We start from the raw sequence: 24,792 nt of genomic DNA on the forward strand, positions 1-24,792 counted from the left end.
GCAGCGTCAATCTCAATTCGAATCCATGCCCGACTTCAAGCACGTCAATTACTCCTGGGACGAGGAACACGCCGCCAAGCTCGATGCGGTTGAGCGACTGGTTTATCGTTCGAACCTCTTGGGCGGTGATCAGCGGGTCACCAATACCGGTGGCGGCAACACGTCTTCGAAACTTACTGAAGCCGATCCGTTGACAGGGGAAGAGGTGGAGGTTCTCTGGGTCAAAGGCTCCGGTGGGGATTTGCGCACAGCCAAGCGGGAGAATTTCTCGTCCCTCTATCAGGAAAAGTTGATAGCCCTGCAGGGGGTTTATGCGGCCCGTGCTGAAACAGGACTCAAGTCACCTGCCGAAGATGAAATGGTGGGGATGTACACCCACACCACCTTCAATTTGAACCCGCGGGCATCGTCGATTGATACCCCCTTGCACAGCTTTTTGCCTGGCAAGCATGTCGATCACATGCATCCGAATGCGATCATCGCGATTGCGGCCTCAAAGCGTTGTGAGGCGCTCACGCAGGAGATCTTTGGGGGCGAAATGGCGTATGTGCCGTGGATGCGCCCGGGCTTCGAATTGGGTCTAGCGATGCAGGAGATCGCAAAACTTCATCCAGGAGTTCAGGCGATCATGATGGGGCAGCATGGGTTCATTTCCTGGGATGACGACGATCAAGTTTGCTATCGGAAAACTCTCGAGTGGATTGAAAAGGCCGCCGCCTACATCGAAGATAAGTATCAAGCTAAAGGTGGGGACGCCACGGTCTTTGGCGGGAGCAAATACCAGACACTTCCCGAAACCGAGCGGCATGCCATTCTGTCTGCGGTATTGCCATGGCTGCGAGGTCAAGTTTCCCAACAGAAGCGCTTCATTGGCACGGTCCAGGACGATGAGAAGATTCTTCGCTTCGTCAATTCTCAGGATGCCCCTCGTCTTTCCGAGTTAGGCACGAGCTGTCCGGATCACTTTTTGCGGACGAAGATCAAGCCGCTTTACGTCGATTGGAATCCACAAGCAGAGGATTTGGCGAGCCTGAAAGCCAAGCTAGCCACCGGATTGGAGCAGTATCGTGCCGACTACGCGGACTACTACCACTCCTGCAAACACCACAATTCTCCTGCCATGCGGGATCCGAATCCCACGGTGGTTCTGATTCCGGGCCTCGGAATGATTGCTTGGGGGAAAGACAAGTCGGAGTCCCGAGTGACCGCCGAATTCTACAACTGTGCGGTCGAGGTGATGCGCGGAGCAGAGGCCATTGACGAATACATTTCCTTGCCGCAGCAAGAGGCATTCGACATCGAATACTGGTTGCTGGAGGAAGCAAAACTGCAACGCATGCCCGCAGAGAAAGAATTGGCGCGTCAGGTGGTGGTGGTCATTGGAGCGGGTTCGGGAATTGGTAAGGAAACCGCTCATCGCCTGGTCAAGGATGGTGCCCATCTGGTGTGTGTCGACCTGAATGCAGAAGCAGCCCAAGCGACCGCATCGGAGATTTCCCAGCGATATGGTGTCGGAATTGGGGTCGCAGGAACGGGGGTGTCGAACTGCGGACCGGCGACGTCTTTCGCTGCGAATATCACCGACCGTGCCAGCATTCGTGCCATGCTCGATCAAGTCGCTCTCGCCTATGGAGGGTTCGATCACATCTGTGTCACGGCGGGAATCTTCGTGCCGAGCGATACGACCGGTCACATCCCAGATGAGAAATGGGCGCTGACTTTTGCGATCAACGTTACGGGAAGCTATCTCGTTGGCGACGAAGCAGGGAAGACCTGGCGAGATCAAGGCCTGCGAGGCAACCTCGTGCTCACCACTTCAGCCAATGCGGCTGTGGCAAAGAAGGGCAGCCTCGCTTACGATACCTCCAAGGCAGCCGCCAATCATTTGGTTCGCGAATTGGCCATGGAGCTATCACCCTTGGTGAGGGTCAATGGGGTGGCACCTGCCACTGTGGTCCAAGGTTCAGCAATGTTCCCTCGTGATCGCGTGATCGGCTCATTGGCGAAGTATGGGATTCCTTATCAGGATGACGAAGCCACTGAATCCCTCGTTTCCAAGCTGGCCCAGTTCTACGCAGATCGGACGTTGACCAAAAACCCGATCACGCCAGCGGATCAGGCCGAAGCCTACTTTTTGCTCGTCACCGAGCGTTTGAGTAAGACGACCGGGCAAGTGATCACAGTGGACGGTGGACTCCACGAAGCCTTCTTGCGGTGAGGGGCGAATAGAAATTTCCAGGTACGCATCTGGGCGTCGATGGCGAGAGCTGTCGGCGCCCTTTGCTTGCGGCTCTTTTAGGCCGGTTCTCCGACCGGAGCTTCCCGTTCTTCCACCGATCGAATCAGTCCGAGGTAGGCCACTGTGCCGGCAAAATACAAGGCGGCGGTGGTGAGGAAAACCATCCAGTAGGGGAAATCATGGGCTCGTAGTATTTGGAACGTTCGGGCCGCCAGCCACCATGCACCACTCCAGATGGCCCCGCTGCACGCACTGACCAATTCGCGGTTGCGTTCTCCGACGTAGCTCATCGTCAGTTCACTGATCGCCGGGCCAGCCATGCTCATCAATGGCTGTCGAAGAATGAAGCAAGCCACGGCGACAGGCAGGGCCCAGCTGGCGGCTTTCACTGTCTCCGTCAATCCCATCACCACAAGCAGCAGCACGGCGACACCTTGGACCCCGAGAATGGCACCCCGCCATCCGAGCCGACGTTTCACCTCTGGAACCATCAAGCCGGCAATCAGAACCAAGACCGAGTTGGCGGAGCCATACCATGCATAGTCTTTCGAGCCGACCCCATGGACATGGTTGAAAAAGAGATTGAGGAACTGGATGCTCAGGCCCGCTCCGGTAGCGATGCACAACGTCGGAACCAAAGCCCGGGTGAGGAGGGGCCATTCCGCTCGATCGACGTGGAACCACTGGTGACTGCGCGGCTTCTCAGGGACGGGGTCAGGCAGGAGAAACTGAAACACGGGGGCCAGAAAGGCGACCAAGGTCAGGACCAGCAAAGTGGCGTGTTCGTCGAGGGGCCAGACTGTCCCTCCGACGGTGATGGACCCGACAGCTTGCAGTCCTCCAGAAAGTAGCCCGCCGCACACACTCGCCGCCGCCCAGGTGGCGAAGAGTAAACTGAGGGCTTCGCTCGACTGATCCTCCGGGGTCAGGCGGAGTGCCATGGGGAGACTCGCCACGCTGAGCAGGAGGCTGGCAAAGCCCATGAACAAAAAACACCCGGAAGCCACCGTGAGATGACCCAGTCTGACAGCCTCCAAGGCGGCCAAAGCCGAGCAGGGAAATAAAATCGAACCAATGAACAGAGGTTTTCTCAGAGGCTTTCCTCGTAGCCAAAGACCTGCAGGAAGCGCGAGAAGAAGCGTCGCAACAAAGCGCTGAGATCCCAGAGCGGCAATGGCGGGATCTTCCAGCCCCTGGCTTTTGAGGAATAGGTTCAAAAGCAGAAACTGAGCACTGGTGATCAGATTGATGAGAAACTGTCCAGCCGCGAGATGATAGAGAGGTCGCGGTAAGGAACCATACCGAGCGAGCCAACCGGGGATTCTGCGGCGGGGCAGGCGCGGAGGTTCGGGGGCATGGGGCGTCGCGCGCGTCATCGCGGGCGACGCCTAGCGAGCGGCTGCTAGGACGGCGATCAAAATCCCACGAACGGGGGAGGGACGAGAGATTTTCACGGAAATCAGCACACTCTTCTTCGCTGCCATGCGAGAGATCCAAACGTGAGGACGCTCACCCAAGCCCAGGACGGCTCAGGTACCGTGGTGATGGAGTCGAGCTGGAACGAGGCTCCAGGTGTGATCCGATAGCCATCCAAGTCCAGCGATGAAACCTGAGAGAGATCGATCCATGAGGTGAAGAAGGAGAAGGGGATCTCAACGGAAAAGGCTCCTTCGGATTCCCAAAAGAGGGGCACCACGGAAAGCGAGCGCTGGGCCGTTCTTCCCCGTTGGTCTCCCACTTCGATCGTGAAAGGAAACGCGATCCCAGTGTTGGCGGTGACGGTGCCTGATGCAAATTGCAGCATGAAAGCGGTGGCACCATCTGCCAGAAGATCCACGGCGGTGTCGAATTGATAGCTGACGTTGAAATAGCCACGGGTATTCCCGCTGACCTCTGGGTCGGGATGGTCGATTCGATACTCCAGCAAACCTTCACTGGTGGTCTCCAAGGTCTGCGTGCGTCCATAGGTGAGCATGAATCGCCGCTCCGCCTCGAAGTCACCCGTGGGAGAGCCGAAATTCAACCACCGCCCGGGCAGGGAGCTATCCAGCGCCTGTCCCGCGAGATCAAAGGAATCAATGACCGCTGCGGGCGCGGTCAAGGTGAGGGTCGGGACAAGGATCAAAGGGTGAAGATTGGGTTTCATCAGGGAATGCCCTAATGAAACCCAAAAAGATTTACAATGTATTTCTATTGTAAATCCATCGATCGATCATCGTCCTCTCAGGGCAGAGCCTTGAGAGTGATTTGGTGTTCGACCGGCTGCATGGAGTCGGCCAGTTCGGCGACGAGCTTTTGATGAACTCGTTCGGTTAGATTCGCGACGGCCTCCATGTCGGCGTTGGCTTCTGGGCCATGAAACATGTCTTTGATCTGACGAGTCTCGTAGTTTTGTTTGCGCTCAGCCGCTGCCCAAACTTTACGGAAGGGCTCCAAAAGAGGGTGCTCCACAAACTCCGCTGCCAGGTTGATCCCCTGTTCCAGTTGTTCTGCGGAGAATTCGTGGGTTTCTTGACCCCAGGTGACGGCATAGCGCTCGGCGGTTGGGCGCTCGACTTTCAGGGTGAAGCGATTCAGTTCGGAATCGAAGGGCACCAGAGCTAGCCCGGCGCGCAGGCTATCATCGTTCCCTGGATCGCCGGGTCCTGCCGAGAAGGGAAAGCGTGAGCTGACCAGAGAGAGGGTTCCTTGGGTCATGCCTTTGACCTCGTGGCCGCCTTTAGCGGTGGCGCGATCGCCGACGACGGTGATTTCCCCAAGATTCCCGTCGAGACCGAGTCCCTTGAGGAAAGCATAAGCCATTGGAAGGTGGCCCGCCCATCCAGGATGCACGCCGTCTTTGCCGGCCACTTTGAATTCGGGTCCATGTTCTTTTTTGGCCTTCCAATCGGCAATCAACATGGGCTCGAAGACGTCGGCGAAACCGGTCTTCTCTTTGGCAGCGAGAGCGATGTCGAGGTTGCGGAATTCCGCCAGAGATTGGCTGAGATTGAGCGGGGTCGCGGCCGGATTCTGTTGCCACCCTGGAACGCCATCAATGATTCCGGGCGAGCCTACTACGACTTTTGTTCCGGCATCCTTGAAGGCCCGGACGACAGCCGTCTGATTTTTCACATACTCGTCGGCAATCCCTTGCTCGAATGGCACGTAGCGAAAGTCATTCATGCCGTAGCAGGTGGTTGCCACATCCGGCTTGAACCGGAGCACATCGTTCTCCATCCGCTGGAAGAACCCTCCCGCCGTTTCGCCACCCCAACCGAACTGGCGGCAGGTGACCTGCAATTCGGGCGTGCAGGCGGTCAGATACACTTCCATGATCAGTGAATAGCGCTTCTGCTCCGTGATCGAATCTCCGCAGATGGCCAAGCGGTCTCCCTTTTCGAGCACCAACCCCGAAGGCTCAGGCGCTGGGGCCAATTGGTAGGGTTCGAAATGCGGATCATCCGGCAGGCCGGCTTCAACGAGCGGCATCCAGCAGGCAGTCGAGATCAGTGAGGAAATCGCAAGGGTCCGTAGGGTCATGGGCGATCGATACGCACCAAAACCTCACGGCATTTCCCATGCGTGAGAAGGATGACAGAAATTTGTCGGCGATTGGCCCAGCGCCCTTCAAGGGACCCGTTCCATGCGCAGTCGGAAATAACCCGATGTGGCGGGTGGGAGAGAGAAAACAAGCACGTTGAGATCCGAGTCGGTCTCCGGAAGGATTCCCGTCCAGCCGTCACTCAGGGTTCCTTCTGAGAAGGAAAGCCATGCACCGGACAAATCGGATGATTGCTCCAACTGGTAGCGAACGTCACTCGGGAGGGGCGAGGGCAAACGAAGTCGCAAGGTGCCAGAGGAATCGGCGAGGAGCACAGGCTCGGGGAAATCCGCGACTGAGGGATCGGAACCGACCGCATGCTCATAAAGATTGTTTCTGCCGTCGCCATCGGGGTCATCGTCGTCTCCTCGTTGGTTGGGATCGGATATCGTGGCAACACTTTGCTCGAACGGAGTCGTTTCGATTCCGATGGTGGGGGCGACGACCGCCTCAAGGAGGGGAGAAATCAGGAACCGACGATCGCTGTTCCCGGTGGCGTAATTCAGGCCATGGATCGCCAGCACGTTGGTGCCGGCGACGAGCGCCCCTTCCGGAACGACGATTTCGAAGGTCGCATAGGAGAGGGCGTCCTCGTCGTTGCGATTGGTCAGCGCATGGCTGTTCCAACTCGGGGTGCCACTGGCAATGTTGTCTCGGGCGATTTCTGTGCCATTGAGGTAGGCAACAAAGCCATCGTCATACTTCATTCTCAGGGTGAGCGATAGAATCTGTGGGGAGCCTTCGATTTCGAAGGGGACGCGGAGATAGCAACTTCCCGAGCTTCCACTCATGGAGTTGGCCACATTGAAGCCGTCGCCGATTTCGGAGAGATAGATACGCCGTCGGCTCGGGTTCTCCACATCGTAGCCGACTCCTGGAAAGCCTTGGATCCAGGCACCATCGTCAAATCCGGGGAATTGCCATCCCTCAAGGGGCTCTTGGGTGCCTACCCAAGCGGTTGCCGAACTCTCGCGAGAGGCGAGTTGGAGCTCTTGGTAGCGAGCCGTGAGAGTCACTTCGTCAAAACCCACCTGCTCCCCATCGCTCACCTCAAGTCGGATCACGACGGGAGTATCCGCGGCACTGAAAGCCAGCACGGGCTCTTCAGCAGTCGGTGAGGACAGTTGCCCGGGGCCCGACACCACACTCCATTGGTAGGAAAGGGATGGGGTGTCGTCCATAACGATCGCCTCCATCGTCAGCTCAGAAGCCGACACATCAAGATCACTCCCTAACTCAACTTGGGGAACCTGATCCGCATAGGTGCCCACCGTGCTCTCGACTTCGACGAGCAATTCATCGCTGCGAACCTCCTCTGACAAGTGGGCACTGAACCGCAAACGGTACGCTCCCGGCCCCGAAAAGACCGCATCGGTCGAGGCTGCCAGCGGAGAGGAAAGCACGACATCCTGGCCAACGGGAGATTCGACGACTTCCCAGGAGACCTCTCCTGCCGTGGCGACGGCGTCGAGGTGCAAACCGGTTCCGGTGGGCAGGCTGACCTTTTCGGCCTGCGGAGAGAGAATGGTGGCAGTCCATTCCGTCGATGTCGGCACGGTTCCCGCGACGCCATATTGGCCAAGGCTTCCATAGGCGGTGAGACCTGTCGATCCTGTGCCGAGGGCGGTTCCCGTGACACGCAGATAGTAGGTCCCAGCCCCGAGATCGGACTGAAGTGAAACCGCAAGGGGAAGGGCCGAATCGTCGGTCGCAACTTCGCCGCCCGATGCATTGAGGATCGACGCCTGGAGGTGAAGGTCAGGATCGGTACTCGGACTGGTGATGTCGAAGCTCACTTGTCCCCCCGTGGTTTGGAAAACGAACAAATCGGTATCGGAGGATCTTTCGATGATTCCGGAGGCGGTGAGGAGATCGACCCCGCTGATTTCCATCGGGCTCGCGCTGGCAAAGGAGTCGGAGTGGTCGTCGGTTCGATAACCGAAGCCATTGCGGGAACTGGAGATGATCGCGAGGTCGTCCTCCGTGTTGTTGGCGTCGCTGTACTCGCCGCGGCTCCATTGACTCACCGTCGAGGAATACGCGGCTCCCATGATGGGGCCCCAAGTGGAATTGCCGCTGTAATAGCTGGCCGAGGAAGTGCCGTCGTGATGCAGGCCCATGATATGACCTGCCTCGTGAGCAGCGGCTTCTGCGGCGTAGCTTGCACTGTTGGAGAGTTGATCGGTGAAGACCCAGGCAGGGGGATCGGTGAAATTGCTCGAAAAGACGTCCACATAGGCGACGCCACCATAGTTGCCGTACCAATCAGAATCTGGAGTGAAGATCACCATGGTGCGACGTTGGATGGGGGTCGCATCGAAGACCGCTCGATCGGTGGTCACGTTGATCTGGAAAGGGGAGTAGTCTTCAGCCACTCCGCTCCAAATCGAGGTGATTTGCGCGGACGAAAAGTTCGGGCCACTGACAACGAGGTCATCGCCGCCATTGTAGGAAGTATTCCATTGGGTGCCACTGACGGTTTCCCCATCGAAGTCGAGGTAGATCACCGCCTGGGCCGTGGGAAGACTATTGAGGATCGGGGCTGCTTCCGCCAATTCAGGCAATGGGGCCGCGGCCATCTCAGAAGTCGGAGGCAGGCCTGCGGACTCCGGACCGGAGCAGATCAGCTCCGAGACGGCGACTTGCTGGAGAGTCGTGTGGCGCGCGTCTCCTGCAAGCAACCACCCAGATTGGGTGTGTCGGGGAACCAGTCGAGCTTCCCAAGCATCTCCAAGGGCGGCGAGGAATAGATTTTCGCCGTCCTCCAAAAGCAAGTTCGCCAACAGGCGACCGTCCGGAAGATTTTGCAAAAAGGTCACCACACCTTCACTGACGTTCCCAAGTGCAAAGGGAAGGTGAATCCGGTCTCCTTTTGCCCAATTTTCCCGAGTCGTTTTCTCCCAGGGAGGAGCCTCAAGAAGCGGGTGGGGCTTCGGACGGAGGGTGGGGGATTTCGAAGCGCCCCCCGTCGCTTTTGGAGCCGAACTGGGGCGTTCGCTCGCGAAAAACGCAACCAGGCAAAAAATGGCCACCCCTGTGGCCAGGACGGAAAGAGGATGGAGCAAACGACCCATGGAAACGCGATCGCCGGTTTCCCGCAAAAGGTCCTCGGAATCAAACTTCAAGTTTCCTTACCTTCCTGACAGATCTACGTAAGGAAGATGAGACTTCTGACTCGCGAAAGCATCCGTGGCACGCTATGCGGAGGCCCGGATGGCGAAGGAACCGAGTGCTTGGGAGATGGACAAAGCGGTGGCCGCGGGAATTCTCGTGGATCGGCGTCGGCGACGGAAATGGCTGGGAGGATTTGCCGCCGGAATGATCGCCATGGTGCTGTTGGGGCTCCTCGGAATTGACGATTGGCTCGAGAAATCCTTGGTGCGCTTCGCCACCTACTGGGTCGTCTGCGGAGGGTGGAGCTTGTGGGTGATGCTATTCGCCGTCTTCGACGCGCTGTCCGTGATCAAGGAAGAACGAGAGAAGTTCTAACGACGGCGCACTCAGGCTTTCCCTGCCGGGACTGCGGGGCCTGTCACTGGGCGCCCGAGCATGCGCTCATAGGTGCGGATGTATTCGGCGGCGGTGGCCATGTGATTGAAGCGGTTTTTCGCGTCCCGCATGATCCGCTGGAGTTGCGCTTCCTTCACATCGTAGGGGAGTCGATAGAAATGCATCGCCTGATCGATGGCCCATCGCAAACCATCGGCGTTGAAGACGTTGAAGAGGAATCCGTTCCCTCGGTCCTGATCGACTTGAAGAGTTTCGACAGTGTCGTGAAGGCCACCCGTGTCGTGAGCAATGGTCAGCGAACCATATTTGGGCGCGATCATCTGTGGGAGACCGCAGGGCTCGAACGATGACGGCATCAGGATGAAGTCGGAGGCGGCGAAGCCCATGCGCGACTGGCGCTCGTTGAAATCGACGACGGCCACGCGGTTGCGGATGCCGTGCATGTCGACGATGCGTTGGAAATGCGGTTGGAAGGTGCCGCTGGCGATCACCGCGATCTGCAAGCCGAGATCCTCATAATCGCAGATGGTCCGATAGAGGATATCGGTGACGAGTTGGCAGCCTTTTTGCACGGGATCAAGCCGCGACGGCCAAAGGATCAATGGGGCATCCGGATTCGGATCAAGGCCGAGCTCCTGTTGCAGCCGGATCTTATTGGTGCGCTTCCCATTCATCACCGTGTCGACCGAGTAGTGATCGTCGATGTAAGCATCCTTGAGTGGGTTGTAGGATGGGTCGGGAGCATTCAAAATTCCGGATGCACAGCCTGCGTGGCACTTTGCCCACAGCTCGTGGCGGATGTGGCCGGGAATGTGTTGGTGGAGACCGTCCACCACTTCGCTCAGGAACTTCGGACTCACGGTATTGACGTGGTCCGAGGAAAAGATGCCGGTTGTGAGCAGATCGACAATATTGCCGACGCGGCTTTCCTCGTAACTGTGGGGGGGGCGGGCAAAGAACAGATATTGCCAGAACTCGGCGGCGTCGATGCCTCGATCCTCAATGGCTTCCACTGTCGTACGCTCCGTGTGAATGTTGTGCAGAGTGAACAAGGAACGGATGCCGAATCGTTTCGCGACCGCGGGGATCAACCCGGTCATCCAATCGTTGCAGTGGATGAGGTCCGGGCGAACCTGGGGGATGATGTGGTTGATCACCTCCCGCTGGAATGCGAGGGCCAAAGTGTGGTTCTCCGTCGCGCTATAAACTCGGGAGCGGTGGTAAAAGACGCGATCTTCGGCGAGGTGGATGCGTTGTTCGGGAAGAGCACGGCTCACCTTGCCGAACTCGTAATCATGCACGCTGGCGATGTCCAAGTGGAACATCCGGCGATAGTTAGGCAGGGCGACGTGAACGTCGGCACCTTGGTCGTAAAGAGCTTTCACCAACGAAGCCGAAACGTCGGCCATTCCACCCGCTTTGGCCGACAGTCGTTGCGCCAAGTTTCCCATGCCCTCCGGCAAATAGGTGATCTCCGGGGTAACAACGAGAATCCGGGGTCGGCTGGGGTCGGAGGGGAGCGTACTCACAGGGATTGAGGAGGTTCCGAAAGTCGGTTGCCCTGAAACTAGAGGTCCTTATGGAGAGGGGCAAAGCCTAATCGTCGACATCGCGGAATTTGCAAGACATCGACTCGCCCTGACCACTGCTTTCGCCTTGTCGGACCCCCAAAGACCGGGAGAAGTGTCCTTCATGACTTCCGAGGTGGCGCAGTTGTTGGAGTTTCTCCGTTTTCCCAGTATTTCGACGGATACCCGTTTCGCCGGCGATGTCCGGGCATGTGGTGAATGGCTGGTCGAAAAGTCCCGAGAGATTGGCCTGAGTGCGGAGCTTCACGAAACGCCGCGGCATCCGGTCGTGATCGCCCGCAATGAACACCGCCCCGGTCGCAAGCATGTTCTGATCTATGGGCACTACGATGTCCAACCCGTCGACCCTCTCAACCTGTGGACCAGTGATCCTTTCCAGCCGGAGATTCGCGATGGCCGGATCTGGGCTCGTGGAGCGACCGATAACAAAGGCCAGATGTTTGCCCACTTGATGGGCGTCGCCCAAACCATGGCGACCCATGGCGACCTGCCGGTGAACCTCACGTTTTTGTTTGAGGGTGAGGAGGAAATCGGCAGCCCTCATCTAGCGGCTTTTCTGGAAAACCACCGTGAGTGGCTGGCATGTGATGTGATTGCGGTCTCCGACACCGGAATGGTGGCCCCCGGCGTGCCGACCATGGGCTATGGGCTGCGTGGCATCACCTGTGGCGAACTGGTGGTGCGAGGACCGGCGCGGGACCTTCACTCTGGGCTCTTTGGGGGAGCGGTGATGAATCCAGCAACGGCCCTGGGCCGTTTGATTGCCTCTTTGCATGACGCCGAAGGAAAGGTGCTGATTGATGGATTTTACGACGATGTTCGTCCACTCGAAGCTTGGGAGCGGGAAATGTGGGCCCAAGTGCCCGGCGTTGGTGAAGCGGATTTCCTTCAGGTCACGGGAGCTCCTGCCTTGTTTGGGGAAGCGGGCTACTCGCCGGCCGAGCAGACCTGGGCACGTCCGACCGCCGAGGTGAATGGCATGGGCGGTGGCTATCAGGGAGAAGGATCCAAAACGGTGCTGCCAGCGGAAGCGATGGCGAAGTTCTCATTCCGCCTGGTCCCCGATCAAGATCCTGCGGACATCATTGAGAAGGTTCGTCGCCATTTCGAGAAGCACTGCCCTCCGGGTGTGACGATTGAGTTTGTTCCCGGCCACGACGGCAAAGCCTATCACGCCGATCCGCATGGCGTGTTTGGCAAGGCGGCCCAACGAGCCCTTCAAAAGGCGTTTGGCAAAGAGCCGGTGCTGATCCGTGAGGGGGGGAGCATTCCGATCATCCAAAGCTTCCGCGAGATCCTCGGTGCGGATACTTTGTTGCTTGGCCTCGCCTTGGCCGATGCGCAAATCCACTCTCCGAACGAGAACTTCCCGGTCGAGAACTTCGAAGCCGGGATTCGTCTGAACCAGGCTCTGCTTGAAGAGTTGGCGGCGAGTTGAAGCGAACCGACGCATGGAGCGCATGGCCTCCCCTCGTGGGGAGGTAGGCGAGGACTCCGACCAAGGTGAGGGGTGGCGCAGCCGAGAGGGTCACCTCGCGCACCATGCGTCTCCCTGAGCCTTTGCTAGAGGTCCGGCATTGCTTTCCGGTTGCCTCCTAGGCCGACAGGCGGCATGAAAGCCCCGTTCCGAAGATGTCTGAATCCTCCAGCTCGAAATCCAATTTCATCCGTGAAATCATCGCCGCCGATTTGGCGAATGGGAAGCACGCGACCACGATCACCCGCTTTCCTCCGGAACCCAATGGATACCTGCACATCGGCCATGCCAAGGCGATCTGTCTGAATTTTGGGATCGCGCTGGAGAATGCGAGCAGCGGTGCGGAGTGTCACTTGCGTTTCGATGATACCAACCCTTCGAAGGAAGAGGTGGAGTATGTCGAAAGCATTCAATCTGACGTTTCTTGGCTCGGCTTTGACTGGGGCCAACACCTCTACTACGCCTCCAACTACTTTGAGTATTTCCACGACTGCGCGGTTGCCCTGATTGAGAAAGGCCTCGCCTACGTCGACCAACAGACGGCTGACGAAATCAAAGCCACTCGTGGCAACCTGACCGAGCCAGGAACGCCGTCTCCCTGGCGGGATCGTCCGGTAGCGGAAAACCTCGACGTGTTTGCGCGGATGCGCGCGGGTGATTTCAAAGAAGGGGAAGCCGTGCTGCGGGCAAAGATCGACATGGCAGCGCCCAATGTCGTGATGCGCGACCCGGTGATCTACCGTGTGATGCATGCGCATCACCACAACACGGGTGACGCCTGGTGCATCTATCCGATGTATGACTTCGCCCATCCTCTGGAAGATGCGAAGGAGCACATCACGCACTCGCTTTGCACGCTCGAGTTCGAGATCCACCGCCCATTTTACGACTGGGTGATTGAGCATTGCCCCGTGCCGTCGCAACCTCGTCAGATCGAGTTTGCTCGCCTGAACCTAAGCTACACGGTGATGAGCAAGCGCAAGCTACTCCAACTGGTGAAGGAAGGTCACGTCGGTGGGTGGGACGATCCGCGCATGCCCACGATCAGCGGCCTCCGTCGACGGGGCGTTCCGCCTCAGGCGATTCGGAATTTTTGCGAGCGAATCGGAATCACCAAATTCAACGGCGTCACGGATGTGGCTCTGCTTGAATTCGAGATCCGAGATTTCCTGAACAAGGAAGCCCCTCGCCGGATGGCGGTGCTCGATCCGGTCAAGCTGGTGATTACCAATTACGAGGAAGGCCGGAGTGAGGAAGTCGATGTCCCGAACAATCCCGAGAAGCCCGAGGAGGGATGTCGTCGCGTGAAACTCACCCGTGAGGTGTGGATCGAAAGGGACGATTTCATGGAGGATCCTCCGAAGAAGTTCTTCCGGTTGTTCCCTGGAGGCTATGTTCGTTTGCGCGGGGGTTACATTCTCCACTGCACCGGGTTCACCAAGGGCCCGGACGGGTTGGTGACGGAAATTCACTGCGAATATCTTCACGACACGATTGGAAAAGATGCTCCAGAAGGCGTGAAATGCAAAGCGGCGATCCACTGGGTCTCCGTGGAAGCCGGGATAAGCGCTGAAGTGCGTCTCTACGATCGCCTTTTTACCGTGCCCAATCCCGATGGAGCCGAAGGCGGATTCGTCTCGGTCCTCAATCCCGATTCACTCCACACTCTGCGAGCTTGGGTCGAACCGGCCCTGGCGGAAACCGCTCCGGAGGGAATCGTGCAGTTCGAGCGAATTGGCTACTTTGTTGCGGATCGCAAGGATCACGTGCCGGGTGCCAAGCCGGTGTTCAATCGCACCGTTGCGCTGCGGGATTCCTGGGGCAAAAAGGCCTGAGGATTTCCAGTTTCAGGCAGGCAGCCCCGGATCGGTGGTCGACCCGGGGCCAAGCTTACCTTTCATGAGTCGCCATCAGGCAAACCAGCGGACGCCTGCCTCGAAGATCGGCTGGAACTTTTCACCGGGAATGTTCTTCGCGACGTGAGTTCCTCGGCGTTCAGAGTGGCCCATTTTTCCTAGGACCCGGCCGCATGGGCTGGTGATGCCCTCGATGGCCGCCATGGATCCATTCGGGTTCACCGTGATGTCCATGGAAGGTTGACCCGAAGCATCGCAATATTGAGTGGCGATCTGGCCCTGAGCGATGAGGGAGGCGAGAACCTCGTTCGTCGCGACGAATTTACCCTCCCCGTGAGAGAGCGGAATGCGATGCAATTCACCGGGCTTGCTCAGCGCAAACCAGGGAGAGCGATGATCAACGACGCGAGTCCAAGCGTAGCAGGAAAGGTGGCGACCGATATCGTTGTGGAAGAGGGTGGGGCTTTCGACATCCGGTTCGCGGATTTCGCCATAGGGAACGAGCCCTGTTTTGATCAATGCCTGGAAGCCATTGCAAATCCCAAGGATCAACCCGTCCCGATTGCGGAGGAGGTCCATGATGGCATCGGCCACGCGGGGGCTCCGCAAGACGGTGGCGATGAACTTGGCAGAGCCATCGGGCTCATCCCCGGCACTGAAACCACCAGGGATGAACAGGATTTCACTGCTGCGGATCTGCTTGGCAAGTTCCTCGATGGATTCGTCGATGTGGCGTGCACTGAGGTTACGGAAGACTTCGATGTGCGTGGCGGCGCCTGCTTCAGCAAATGCCTTGGCCGAGTCATATTCCGAATTTGTGCCAGGAAACGCCGGGATGACGACCCGTGGCTGCGGCACAGCGTCGCTGGTGCGCTGAGGACGTGACAGCCCACTGGGGGTCAAAGGATCGACAATGCCGGTCGATGGCTCATCGGGAAGCGTAGGATAGACCGATTCCAGCTTTCCGGTCCAAGCTGCGAGCAGATCGGAAAGGGAGTGTTTTTCCGAACCAAAATCGACGATGGGTTCTTCCGTGACGACGCCGAGGGTCTGCGCTCCGAGCGAGGCATGAAGCGGATCCGCGTGTTCGAGAATGAAGGCTGCGGGGCGGCGAGTTGCGAGCTCGGTCGCTGACCACGACGAGGCACTCTTGAAGCCAAGATGATGCCCGAAACAGCAGATGGCGATTGCATGGCCGAGACCCGCTGTGCCCACGTGTTTCATCGAAAGGATGCCCCCCGACTGATGGAGACCGTGCAATTGGGTCGCCAGGCTACGAATGGCATCGTAGTCGGGAAGACCGTCGTCGGTCGGAGGAATTTCGATGAGGCTGACGGTTGTCCCGGGTTCCTTGAACTCCGGGGAAAGCGCCAGAGATGCGCCACCGGGTGCCAGGGCAAATGAAACCAGAGTTGGGGGAACATCCAGCTCGTTGAAGGAACCGGACATCGAGTCCTTTCCGCCAATCGCGGCGAGGCGCAGACCGTGTTGGGCATCGAATGCCCCCAACAGAGCAGCAAATGGCAGGCCCCATCGAGCAGGATCGCTGCCCAGTTTCGGAAAGTACTCTTGCAGGGTGAGTCGCGCATCCTGCAGGCGAGCGCCCGCCGATACCAACTTGAGCACGGATTCCGTGACCGCCCAAGCTGCACCATGAAATGGGGAGGCAGAACTCAGGCATGGATCGTAGGCCCAGCTCATGAACGAGGCCAGGTCGGTATCCCCCTCAAGCAAGGGGATTTTCGCAACCATGGCATCAGGTGGCGTCAATTGGTGCTCTCCTCCAAATGGCCACAGCACGGTAGAGGCCCCCACAGAGCCATCGAACATCTCTCCGAGACCCTTCTGGGATGCTAGAGGAAGCTCTGCCAATCGCTTCACCAAGCTCTGCTCAACAGGCTTCGGCGGGGCTGAGGGGGAAGGGACGTGGACGATCGCCGATTGCTGGACGCCATTGGTGTCCAAAAATGCTCGCGACAGATCGACGATGGTCTTGTCACGCCAAGTCATTCGCAAGCGACCGTGGTCAGCCACCTTGGCAACGAGAACGCACTCGAGGTTTTCCGCGTCCGAAGCCGCGATGAAGAAATCGACATCTGCAGGATCGACGCAGACGGCCATGCGTTCCTGTGACTCTGAGATCGCGAGTTCTGTGCCGTCGAGGCCGTCGTATTTCTTGGGAACGGCATCGAGATCGATGTCGAGAGAAGGGGCGATTTCCCCGATGGCAACCGAGACGCCGCCGGCGCCGAAGTCGTTGCAGATTTTGATGCGACGGGAGAGGTCCGGGTTTCGGAACAGGCGCTGGATTTTGCGTTCGGTGGGGGCATCGCCCTTTTGCACCTCAGCGGAGTTTTCCAAGGCGGTGTCGGTGTGCTCCTTCGATGATCCTGTGGCGCCTCCAACGCCATCGCGACCGGTGCGGCCGCCGATCAACAGAATCACATCGCCCGGCACAGGAGTTCCGCGGAAAACATTGGAGCGAGGAGCGGCCGCGACCACCGCGCCAATTTCAAGCCGTTTGGCCACGTAACCAGGGTGATACACTTCAGCGACTTGGCCTGTGGCGAGGCCAATTTGATTGCCATATGAGGAATATCCACGCGCGGCGACCTGGCAGATTTTTCGCTGAGGAAGTTTGCCCGGCAGGGTTTCGGAGATGGGCACGGTAGGATCCGCCGCGCCGGTGACTCGCATGGCCTGATAAACGTATGAGCGGCCCGAAAGGGGGTCGCGAATGCATCCGCCAAGACAGGTTGCAGCCCCCCCGAAAGGTTCGATCTCCGTGGGGTGATTGTGAGTTTCGTTTTTGAACTGGATCAGCCACTCTTCCGGTTGGACCGAGCCATCGGGTTTGGAGATCTCCGCGGTGACGATGATCGAAGCGGCGTTGACCTCCTCCGACTCCTCAAGATTGTCGAGCTCGCCTGAGGCGCGAAGTTCGCGCATTCCGATCAGAGCGATGTCCATTAGGGTGACATCGCGATCCTGGCGGCCGAGTTTTTCTCGAACGGCTAGATAATTCTCCCAGGCTCTCCTCACGGGATCCGTGCCCTCACCAAATGTGGCTTCGGCAATCCGGGTCAGGAAAGTCGTGTGGCGGCAGTGATCGGACCAGTAGGTGTCGAGCATCCGAATTTCAGTGATGCTCGGTGCTCGGCCTTCTTCGTCACGGAAGTAGTTTTGGCAGAATGCCACATCCTCCGAAGACATGGCGAGACCCAGTTCCCTGCGAAGCGCCACGGGATCGGCCTGGCAAAACCCATCAAGCACCACCACGTCACCAGGGACGCTGGGCATAGCCTGGAAAGAGGGGGCGTCGAGAGAGACCTCGTGGGAATCGACGGTGTTGATCAGGAAATTCTTGATCCGGGAGATTTCGTCGGGCTCAAGAGCTCCTCCGGGCAAAATGACCCGTGCTGAAGCGACCCGAGGGCGCTCCAATCCGGTAAGAATCTGAATGCACTGGGCTGCGGAATCGGCGCGTTGATCGAATTGCCCAGGAAGATACTCGATGACAAAAGGATGCTCGTTCTCCGCCACTCGGAGTTCGCGACTGGCGAGGTCGATTTGAGGCTCGCTGAGGATTCCACCGATGGCGTCCTCAAACTGTGCATCGTTCAGTCCATCCACATCGTATCGCTGGACCAAGCGCAGGGTTTCGAGGTGGGGAACGTCGAGGGATTCCTGGAGTTCGTGGAGGAGGTGGCGCGCTTCGTTGGAGAATGCCGGCGTTCTTTCGACGAAAAGACGGTGCATGAGTGAGTGGTTCGCGGTGCGAAACCGCGGAGGGTAGCGATGGAAGCCCCGAGGGCAAGACGGGGTTTCGACCGCAGGGTCAAAAGGCGCAGGGATCGGCTGGATCGGATCGGTCAGGCGCCGGGGAATGGCCGGGCTTTGCCTTCATCGATGCACTCGCAAAGCCAATCGATGAGGCTGGCGGTTTCTTCACTTTCCCTCCTCAGCGCTTCCATGGCGCCCCATTCGATGTGCTGACGGTGGCGGGGCGCGGCAATGCGCTCGAACTGAAGTCGTTCCAGCAAAGCCTCAGTTTCCTTCGGGTGCGCATTGAGGATATTCGCCGCCCGGGGAAGATCATCGAGAGCTTCGACATCGAGTCCGAAGGAGCTGACGCCGACACCAAAGGCGGCGTTGAGGGCGCGCAGGCCATCCGCCAAGGCCTCATCAAGAATCGGGGCGGCATAGATGAGTTCCGCACCTTGGGTCCAAGTCGAGGCGGAGAGCGCTTGGAAGAAGTCTTCGCGGAACCCATGAAGGGAGGCCTGAATGCGCAACCGTGCGCCGGTCAGGCGGAAAGGCGGGAGCCCCAGCCGCTGTTTGAGGGATAGCATGCGTGACTCCAGCACCATGGCTTCGTCGTTCTCCTCTCCGGTCTGCCAGTCGACGAGGATCATTTCCGGATACTTCCAAAGATTGCCGAGGGGTGAGCCCGCGGTGAAGACATTCCGGAATTCAAAGGGAAAGCGAGAGTTTAGCTCATTGAACCGGCGAACAATGGCGCGAAATTTTTTGACACGCTCGAGTGCATGGTCGATCGCCTTGCTGTCGCCGCCGAGGTCATCGAGGCGACCTTGGCTTAGGGAAACCAGTTCTTGAGCCCCGGAAAGGGCAGGAACCGGTGCGGTGCGTCGGTAATACCCCTGGCCTTTTTCCACCTTGGCGATCGGCGAGGCCGGATCGCAGGACATGATGGAGAAGTGATAGCGCAGGGAGGCATCCGAATAATTTCCGGTCAGCTGCAGGCGCACGAGCCGAATGAGCTCGGTGCCCTTGATCGCATCGGCGGGGTTGCTGGGGAGAAGGGTAGGAAGGAGATCCGATAGCTGATTGCGGAGGCTCATGGTCAGGAAAGGGCGCCGAGGGGGAGGCCGGGCGATATCCAAGGGGAGCGCCAGCCAGCCCGACAAGCTCCAATGGTGCCTTTTTTGCATTTTTGAAAGCAAGCCTTGGGAGATCGTGGCGAGATTTTTGAATGGGGGAATCCTGCTTGCTGTCCGGGGTCATCCAGACGAGAGGGAGGCATGAACCATTGGGAAGCTTGCTGGAGCGAGGGAAACACGCCTTGGGACCGTGGAGCAGCGGCCCCGCCCCTGATAGAATTGCTCGATTCTGAGTGGGCGGGGTTTTTGAAAGATGCCCGGGTCTTGGTTCCGGGGTGTGGGTCTGGACATGATGTTCGCGCATTGGCGGAGTTCGGAGCTTTTCCCGTCGGCTTGGATTTGGTGCCGCGAGCCCTCGAAGTTGCTCGCGAAATCCCGTCGCCCGGCAGGGTTCAATACGAGGCGGGTGATTTCCTCGACGCATCCCGCGTGGGCTTCGATGGGCTTTGGGAGCATACTTGCTTCTGCGCCATCTCCCCGGATCGCCGCGAAGACTATGTCAGGGCCGCCGCCCGGGCGGTTCGGCCGGGCGGTTACCTCTACGCGGTGTTTTTTCTGAATCCGGATCACGAAGAAGAGGGACCTCCTTTTCGATCGACTCGAGAAGAGATCCACCAATCCTTTTCTCCCCACTTTGAATTCTTAGCGAGTTGGATTCCTGAGCGCGCCTATGCGGGCCGAGAAGGTCGGGAATGGTTGGTCGTGGCACAGCGCCGGGCCGAAGAAGTTGCGTCCGAGCCCTCCGGGGGTTAAGGGATCCTCTAGGCGAGCATGTTGGCACTGCGCATTACTCTTCTTCTTTCCCTCACCACGCTGGCGTCGGTGGCGGAGCCGTTGTCGATCAATCAGAAGCGCGTTCCTGAATCCCGGGACGATTTGAAGCAGATCCAGCGGTTGATGCAGTCAGCCCTACCTGCTGCGCGTGCTGCCACCGTCTGCATCCAGTTGGGGCAGGGTTCCGGAAGCGGGGTGGTGGTCAGCGAGGATGGACTCATCATGACGGCGGCGCACGTGACGGGAGGTGTCGGCCAGGAGTTCACCGTGGTATTTGAGGATGGGCGGGAGGTGAAAGCGGAGTCGTTGGGGTTGGATTCGGAGGTCGATGCCGCGCTGGCGCGGATTGTTGAACCTGGAAAGTATCCTTTCGTCGAAATCGCGAGGGATCATCCGGCGCAGCTAGGTGATTGGGTTTTTGCCCTAGGCCACTCCGGAGGATTTGATCTGAAGCGCGGCGTGGTCTTTCGTCCCGGTCGGATCGTACGCACCACCGATACCACTCTGCAGTCGGACTGCAGCTTGATTGGTGGGGATTCGGGTGGGCCTCTTTTCGATCTTATGGGGCGGCTGATTGGGATTCATTCGCGAGTCGGCGCCAAATTGCCGGAAAACATGCACGTGCCCGTGTCGGCCTTCCTCCGGGATTGGCAGGGCCTGATGGATGCTCAATTCATCGGGGATGGGCCTTTCGCGGAGCGTCCAGAGGTAGGCAAAGCCTTTCTAGGTTTGTTGGTTGAGGCACGGAGCGAAGGCGGGGTGGTTGTCAAGCGAGTGGGCCGTGAATCTCCAGCCGAAAAAGCCGGATTGAAGGAGGGTGATATCCTTCTGAGTGTTGATGGAAAGCCACTGAATGATCGGGATGGCCTGCAGGAATGGTTGGCGTCGAAGGCTCCTTCCGATCAGGTGGCTTTCGAACTGCTTCGCGATGGAGAGTCTGAAACCCTCACTCTTCGATTGGGAGACCGTGATGCATAAGGGCACGATTCCATTTTTGGCGCTGATCCTCGCGCTGCCATCTCCGGCGGCGCGTTCTCTGGAGTCTGCCTATCGAATGGGAGGTAAGGAAATGCATCGAGCTTTCGAGCCGGTGCAAGCCTTCCTCCAGCAGGGAAGTGCGGTGATCAAGCGAGGTTTCCACGAAGTGATTTTTGGCGTGGTGGTTTCCTCAGACGGCTATCTTTTGACCAAAGCGAGCGAACTGGGGGAGGTTGGAGATTTGACCATCACCGTCGACGATCAGCGCTACGAAAAGCCGGTTCTGGCCGCGGTGGATACCGAGTGGGATGTCGCCCTATTGAAAGTTTCGGCGACGGGCTGGCATCCGGTGGATTTGTCCCGCACTGAGGATCTCGAGCGAGGCGAATGGATCGTGGCCAACGGCGCAACCACTCGCAAATATCGACGGGTTCAAATCGGAATGGTGGCCGCAAATACCCGCGAGATTCCTCCCAGTGGCGGAGCCGTTCTCGGGGTGATGCTTGAAGAGGAGGAAGAAGGGCTGAACTTGTCCTCCATCACGGAAGGCAGCGGGGCGGAAAAAGCCGGGCTGCAGAAGGGAGATCGATTGTTGGCGATCGACGGAACGGAGGTCAATCTGCGCGAAGAAGTCCTGAGTTGCTTGGATACCCGTCGAGTGGGTGAGTCCGTGAGATTGACCATTCTCCGTGGGGATGAAAAAATCGAAGTGGAAGTCGAACTCGCGGGACGTACCGATATTTTCGGTGAGTCCATGACGCGGAACGACCAGATGAGTGGCGATTTTTCAACCCGACGCACGGGATTTCCACGGATCATGCAACATGACATCATCGGCAACCGTCATTTTATGGGCGGCCCTGTTCTCGATCTCGAAGGCCGCTGCGTCGGAATGAATATCGCTCGCTTTAGCCGTTGCGAAACCTATGCCATCCCGGCTCGGGACCTCGCTGAGTTGGTCGATTCTCTGATCAAACGTTCGACGATGATTTCTGCCGATTGAGCCAGGCATCGATGCCACCCTCGATGTTGATGGCATTCCGACCTGTGGTGCGCAACATCGCGACCGCCTTGGCAGAACGCATTCCCGATTTGCAGTGAACGTAGAGAGGGGACCCATGAGGCACCTCATCGAGCCGATGTTCCAACTCGTGAAGTGGAATAAGGACACTGCCTGGAATCGAAGCGACGGCGAATTCTTCAGGTCGACGAACATCGAGTAGCGCGACGGGCCCGCCTGCCAGCAAGTTTGCCAAATTCTCCACCGACAAGCTCGGCAAGGATGGGTCTTCGACGGCGCAATGGGCCGAGGCAAGTGTTTCAGGATTGTGCAACGAAGTGACGGTAGGAGTGGTGCCGCATAGCGCGCACTGGGGATCGGCCGCCAGTCGAAGGGTGCGAAATGAGGTACGCAAAGCGTCGTAGCAAATCAGCTTCCCCAGCGGAAGCTGGCCAACTCCGAGGAGAAATTTGATCGCCTCCATGGCCTGGAGGCTGCCAACGATTCCCGGCAAAACACCAAGGACTCCGGCTTCTTCGCAACTCGGTGCCGCGCCCGACGGCGGCACACTCGGCAACATGCATCGATAGCACGGACCACCAAGATGGGGGGCGAAAACCGTCACTTGCCCTTCAAAGCGAAATATCGACCCGTAGACGCAGGGCTTCTTTTGTTGGAAACACACGTCGTTGGTCAAAAAACGCGTGGGAAAGTTGTCGGATCCATCGAGAACCAGATCATATTGGGAAACTAGGTCCGCGGCGTTGTCAGGCGTCAGCCGGCAGGCATGAGGTTCAACTTGAACGTGCGGGTTCACTTCCGCCAGGCGCTGCACTGCACTCTCGAGCTTGGGCTTTCCCACCCAGGATTCGCCGTGAAGAATCTGCCGCTGGAGGTTCGACCGAGAAACGACGTCGTCGTCCACCAACCCCATCCGACCCACCCCCGCCGCTGCCAGATAGAGGGCAGCAGGGGAGCCGAGGCCTCCCGTTCCGACCAACAGCACGGACGATTCCTTGAGGCGGGATTGGCCCTCAAGCCCGATGCCGGGGACCGTGAGGTGGCGGGCGTAACGATCGAGTTCGGCGGAGCTGAGTTCCATGGACGCCGCAACTTGGAACGGATCCCGAGGCTTGGCAACCGCGGCTGGGAGAATCGTCGCTTGACGACCCGCGACGCGCGAAGGAGGGAATGGTCATGGCCGAAACTCCCTCCACCTTTCTTCTCAAGTCCGGCGAGCCCGCACCCTGCTTTGCGCTTCCCGATGCGACGGGACGAGAGCATCGCCTGGACGAGGTGTCAGGACCTCGCGGGACGCTGGTGGTGTTTGTCTGCAACCATTGTCCCTACGTCGTTATGCTGGCGAGTGCCTTAGGATCATTGGCGGACGAATGGAAAACTCGGGGCATCGGAGTGGTGGCCATCACGTCCAATGACGTGGAGAACTACCCTCAGGACGGCCCGGAATACATGGGCGATTTCGCCAGCAAACACGGCTGGAATTTCCCCTACCTCTACGACGCCACACAAGAAGTCGCTCATGCTTACGGAGCTGCCTGCACTCCAGACTTCTTCCTATTTGACGGAGAAGGCGCGCTTTTCTACGCAGGTCAGTTCGACGACTCTCGGCCGAAGAACGAAATTCCCCCTTCCGGAAATGATCTTTCGGCGGCCGTCGATGCCCTGCTTTCCGGCGCAGAGCCACCCTCCCCGGCTCGGCCAAGCACAGGATGCAATATCAAATGGAAAAAGGGGATGGAGCCGGAATCGTTCGGCTGATTTTAGCTTCTTTCTTCTCCACGGTTGCACGTCGGGGGGGGCGGGCGCTAGTTTCTCGAAATGGACGCGATCATTCACCACCTCGAATCCGGCCAGGAGTTGAGCCGCCGCGAGATTGATGTCGCAGCACGCCTGCTGCTCGATCCGGATGGCGACGAAGGCAAGAAGCTTCAATTGCTGGAAGCTCTCTCCAAAAAAGGAGAGAGCGCAGCGGAAATCGCGGGATTCGTGGAAGAGTTTCTCGAACATGCCGTCAATCCTCATGTAGGGCTGGCCGATATAGAGGGCCCGACAATCGATGTTTGCGGAACAGGCGGGGACAAGCTCAACCTCTTCAATGTATCGACGACAACGATGTTTGTCGTGGCCGCGGCCGGAGGGGTGGTGGTAAAGCACGGCAATCGCGGAATCACTTCCAAGAGTGGTGGTGCGGATGTACTGGAAGCTCTGGGAATTCGTATCGATCTCGATCCCGAGGGTTTCCGCAGATGTTTGGAAAAGGCCGGGATCGGTTTCCTGTTCGCACCTTCCTATCACCCCGCTTTCAAGGCGGTGGTCGGAGTTCGCAAAAAACTCGCCGAAAGGGGAGTGCGGACGATTTTCAATTTGATCGGTCCGCTCCTTAATCCGGCCCGGCCGGATTGTCAGCTCGTCGGCGTGTTTGAGCGGGCTTGGTGCCCGGTTTTCGCGGAAATCCTCCAACGCTTGGGTCGCGAGAGTGCTTGGGCGGTGCATGGAACCACGGCCGATGGACGGTCCGTTGATGAAGTTAGCCTACTCGGTTCGACCCGCATTTGTAAGGCAGGGGCCTATCAGGACATGGAAGACGAGGAGGTTCGTCCACGAGATTTCGGGCTCGTGCATGCAGAGCTGGCGGACCTGCAAGGTGGAGATGCTCCGGTTAATGCCGCGATTCTTGAATCCATCCTCGCAGGCAAAGATACGGGATCGAAGGCCGATATGGTGCTTTTGAATGCAGGAACGGCCCTCGCATGCTGTGGGCTGGCCGATGATATTGGCGGCGGAATCGAACTCGCACGTGCCGTCATTCAAGATGGCAGCGCTCTGGATCGGTTGCGGGCGCTCCAGTCGGTCGCCCGCTAAGG

General features: G+C 58.5%; 17 protein-coding genes. 9 read left to right on the forward strand and 8 right to left on the reverse strand.

Going from position 1 to position 24,792, the window contains the following annotated elements:
* Positions 1-25 precede the first annotated feature (25 nt).
* A complete protein-coding gene (locus HNR46_RS00225) occupies positions 26-2,218 on the forward strand; it encodes a bifunctional rhamnulose-1-phosphate aldolase/short-chain dehydrogenase (RefSeq protein ID WP_184014669.1) in 2,193 nt (730 codons plus the stop codon).
* A gap of 77 nt (positions 2,219-2,295) precedes the next feature.
* On the opposite strand, the gene HNR46_RS00230 is transcribed toward HNR46_RS00225, so the two are convergent.
* The 4 genes from HNR46_RS00230 to HNR46_RS00245 all read right to left on the reverse strand — a co-directional run bounded on the left by HNR46_RS00230 (position 2,296) and on the right by HNR46_RS00245 (position 8,605).
* Positions 2,296-3,615: an MFS transporter gene (locus HNR46_RS00230; RefSeq protein ID WP_184014670.1), complete on the reverse strand. Its 1,320-nt coding sequence runs from the start codon at positions 3,613-3,615 to the stop codon at positions 2,296-2,298.
* Positions 3,616-3,698: 83 nt separating this feature from the next.
* A complete protein-coding gene (locus HNR46_RS00235; RefSeq protein WP_184014671.1) occupies positions 3,699-4,385 on the reverse strand; it encodes a hypothetical protein in 687 nt (228 codons plus the stop codon).
* Between the two features lie 77 nt (positions 4,386-4,462).
* Entirely contained in the window at positions 4,463-5,761 is a 1,299-nt protein-coding gene (locus HNR46_RS00240) for an SGNH/GDSL hydrolase family protein (RefSeq protein WP_184014672.1), read from the reverse strand.
* Between the two features lie 87 nt (positions 5,762-5,848).
* Positions 5,849-8,605, reverse strand: coding sequence for a M12 family metallo-peptidase (locus tag HNR46_RS00245; protein WP_221284938.1), 2,757 nt, complete (start codon positions 8,603-8,605; stop codon positions 5,849-5,851).
* A 406-nt stretch (positions 8,606-9,011) separates the two neighbouring features.
* On the opposite strand from HNR46_RS00245, the gene HNR46_RS00250 reads away from it, so the two are divergent.
* Positions 9,012-9,311 (forward strand): hypothetical protein, encoded by a 300-nt coding sequence (locus HNR46_RS00250; protein ID WP_184014674.1) that lies wholly within the window; start codon positions 9,012-9,014, stop codon positions 9,309-9,311.
* An 11-nt stretch (positions 9,312-9,322) separates the two neighbouring features.
* On the opposite strand, the gene HNR46_RS00255 is transcribed toward HNR46_RS00250, so the two are convergent.
* Positions 9,323-10,861: a glycogen synthase gene (locus tag HNR46_RS00255; RefSeq protein ID WP_343076004.1), complete on the reverse strand. Its 1,539-nt coding sequence runs from the start codon at positions 10,859-10,861 to the stop codon at positions 9,323-9,325.
* Between the two features lie 127 nt (positions 10,862-10,988).
* On the opposite strand from HNR46_RS00255, the gene HNR46_RS00260 reads away from it, so the two are divergent.
* The gene (locus HNR46_RS00260; protein WP_246417838.1) at positions 10,989-12,359 is read left to right on the forward strand and encodes a dipeptidase; all 1,371 of its coding nucleotides are present in this window, start codon (positions 10,989-10,991) and stop codon (positions 12,357-12,359) included.
* A gap of 194 nt (positions 12,360-12,553) precedes the next feature.
* Complete coding sequence (locus tag HNR46_RS00265) at positions 12,554-14,233, forward strand: glutamine--tRNA ligase/YqeY domain fusion protein (protein ID WP_184014678.1); 1,680 nt, start codon at positions 12,554-12,556, stop codon at positions 14,231-14,233.
* Positions 14,234-14,308: 75 nt separating this feature from the next.
* On the opposite strand, the gene HNR46_RS00270 is transcribed toward HNR46_RS00265, so the two are convergent.
* Positions 14,309-18,013: a phosphoribosylformylglycinamidine synthase gene (locus HNR46_RS00270; RefSeq protein WP_184014680.1), complete on the reverse strand. Its 3,705-nt coding sequence runs from the start codon at positions 18,011-18,013 to the stop codon at positions 14,309-14,311.
* Between the two features lie 113 nt (positions 18,014-18,126).
* Entirely contained in the window at positions 18,127-19,116 is a 990-nt protein-coding gene (locus HNR46_RS00275; RefSeq protein WP_184014682.1) for a hypothetical protein, read from the reverse strand.
* A 180-nt stretch (positions 19,117-19,296) separates the two neighbouring features.
* On the opposite strand from HNR46_RS00275, the gene HNR46_RS00280 reads away from it, so the two are divergent.
* Genes HNR46_RS00280 through HNR46_RS00290 form a run of 3 tightly spaced genes read left to right on the forward strand, consistent with a single transcriptional unit; the run spans position 19,297 to position 21,910 of the window.
* Positions 19,297-19,908: a methyltransferase domain-containing protein gene (locus HNR46_RS00280; RefSeq protein ID WP_184014684.1), complete on the forward strand. Its 612-nt coding sequence runs from the start codon at positions 19,297-19,299 to the stop codon at positions 19,906-19,908.
* 18 nt (positions 19,909-19,926) lie between these two features.
* Positions 19,927-20,907, forward strand: a complete 981-nt coding sequence (locus tag HNR46_RS00285; protein WP_184014686.1) for a S1C family serine protease — start codon at positions 19,927-19,929, stop codon at positions 20,905-20,907.
* Positions 20,858-21,910 (forward strand): S1C family serine protease, encoded by a 1,053-nt coding sequence (locus HNR46_RS00290; protein ID WP_184014688.1) that lies wholly within the window; start codon positions 20,858-20,860, stop codon positions 21,908-21,910. Before HNR46_RS00285 ends, HNR46_RS00290 begins: the two co-directional genes overlap by 50 nt.
* Here HNR46_RS00290 and moeB read toward each other — a convergent pair.
* Positions 21,879-23,009, reverse strand: a complete 1,131-nt coding sequence (gene moeB / locus HNR46_RS00295; RefSeq protein ID WP_184014690.1) for a molybdopterin-synthase adenylyltransferase MoeB — start codon at positions 23,007-23,009, stop codon at positions 21,879-21,881. The genes HNR46_RS00290 and moeB overlap by 32 nt on opposite strands.
* Positions 23,010-23,104: 95 nt before the next feature.
* On the opposite strand from moeB, the gene HNR46_RS00300 reads away from it, so the two are divergent.
* On the forward strand, positions 23,105-23,686 hold the full coding sequence (locus tag HNR46_RS00300) for a thioredoxin family protein (RefSeq protein ID WP_184014692.1): 582 nt from the start codon (positions 23,105-23,107) through the stop codon (positions 23,684-23,686).
* 60 nt (positions 23,687-23,746) lie between these two features.
* The gene (trpD, locus tag HNR46_RS00305) at positions 23,747-24,790 is read left to right on the forward strand and encodes an anthranilate phosphoribosyltransferase (protein WP_184014694.1); all 1,044 of its coding nucleotides are present in this window, start codon (positions 23,747-23,749) and stop codon (positions 24,788-24,790) included.
* Positions 24,791-24,792: the final 2 nt, after the last annotated feature.

This window comes from Haloferula luteola (assembly GCF_014201715.1).
GTDB lineage: Bacteria > Verrucomicrobiota > Verrucomicrobiia > Verrucomicrobiales > Akkermansiaceae > Haloferula > Haloferula luteola.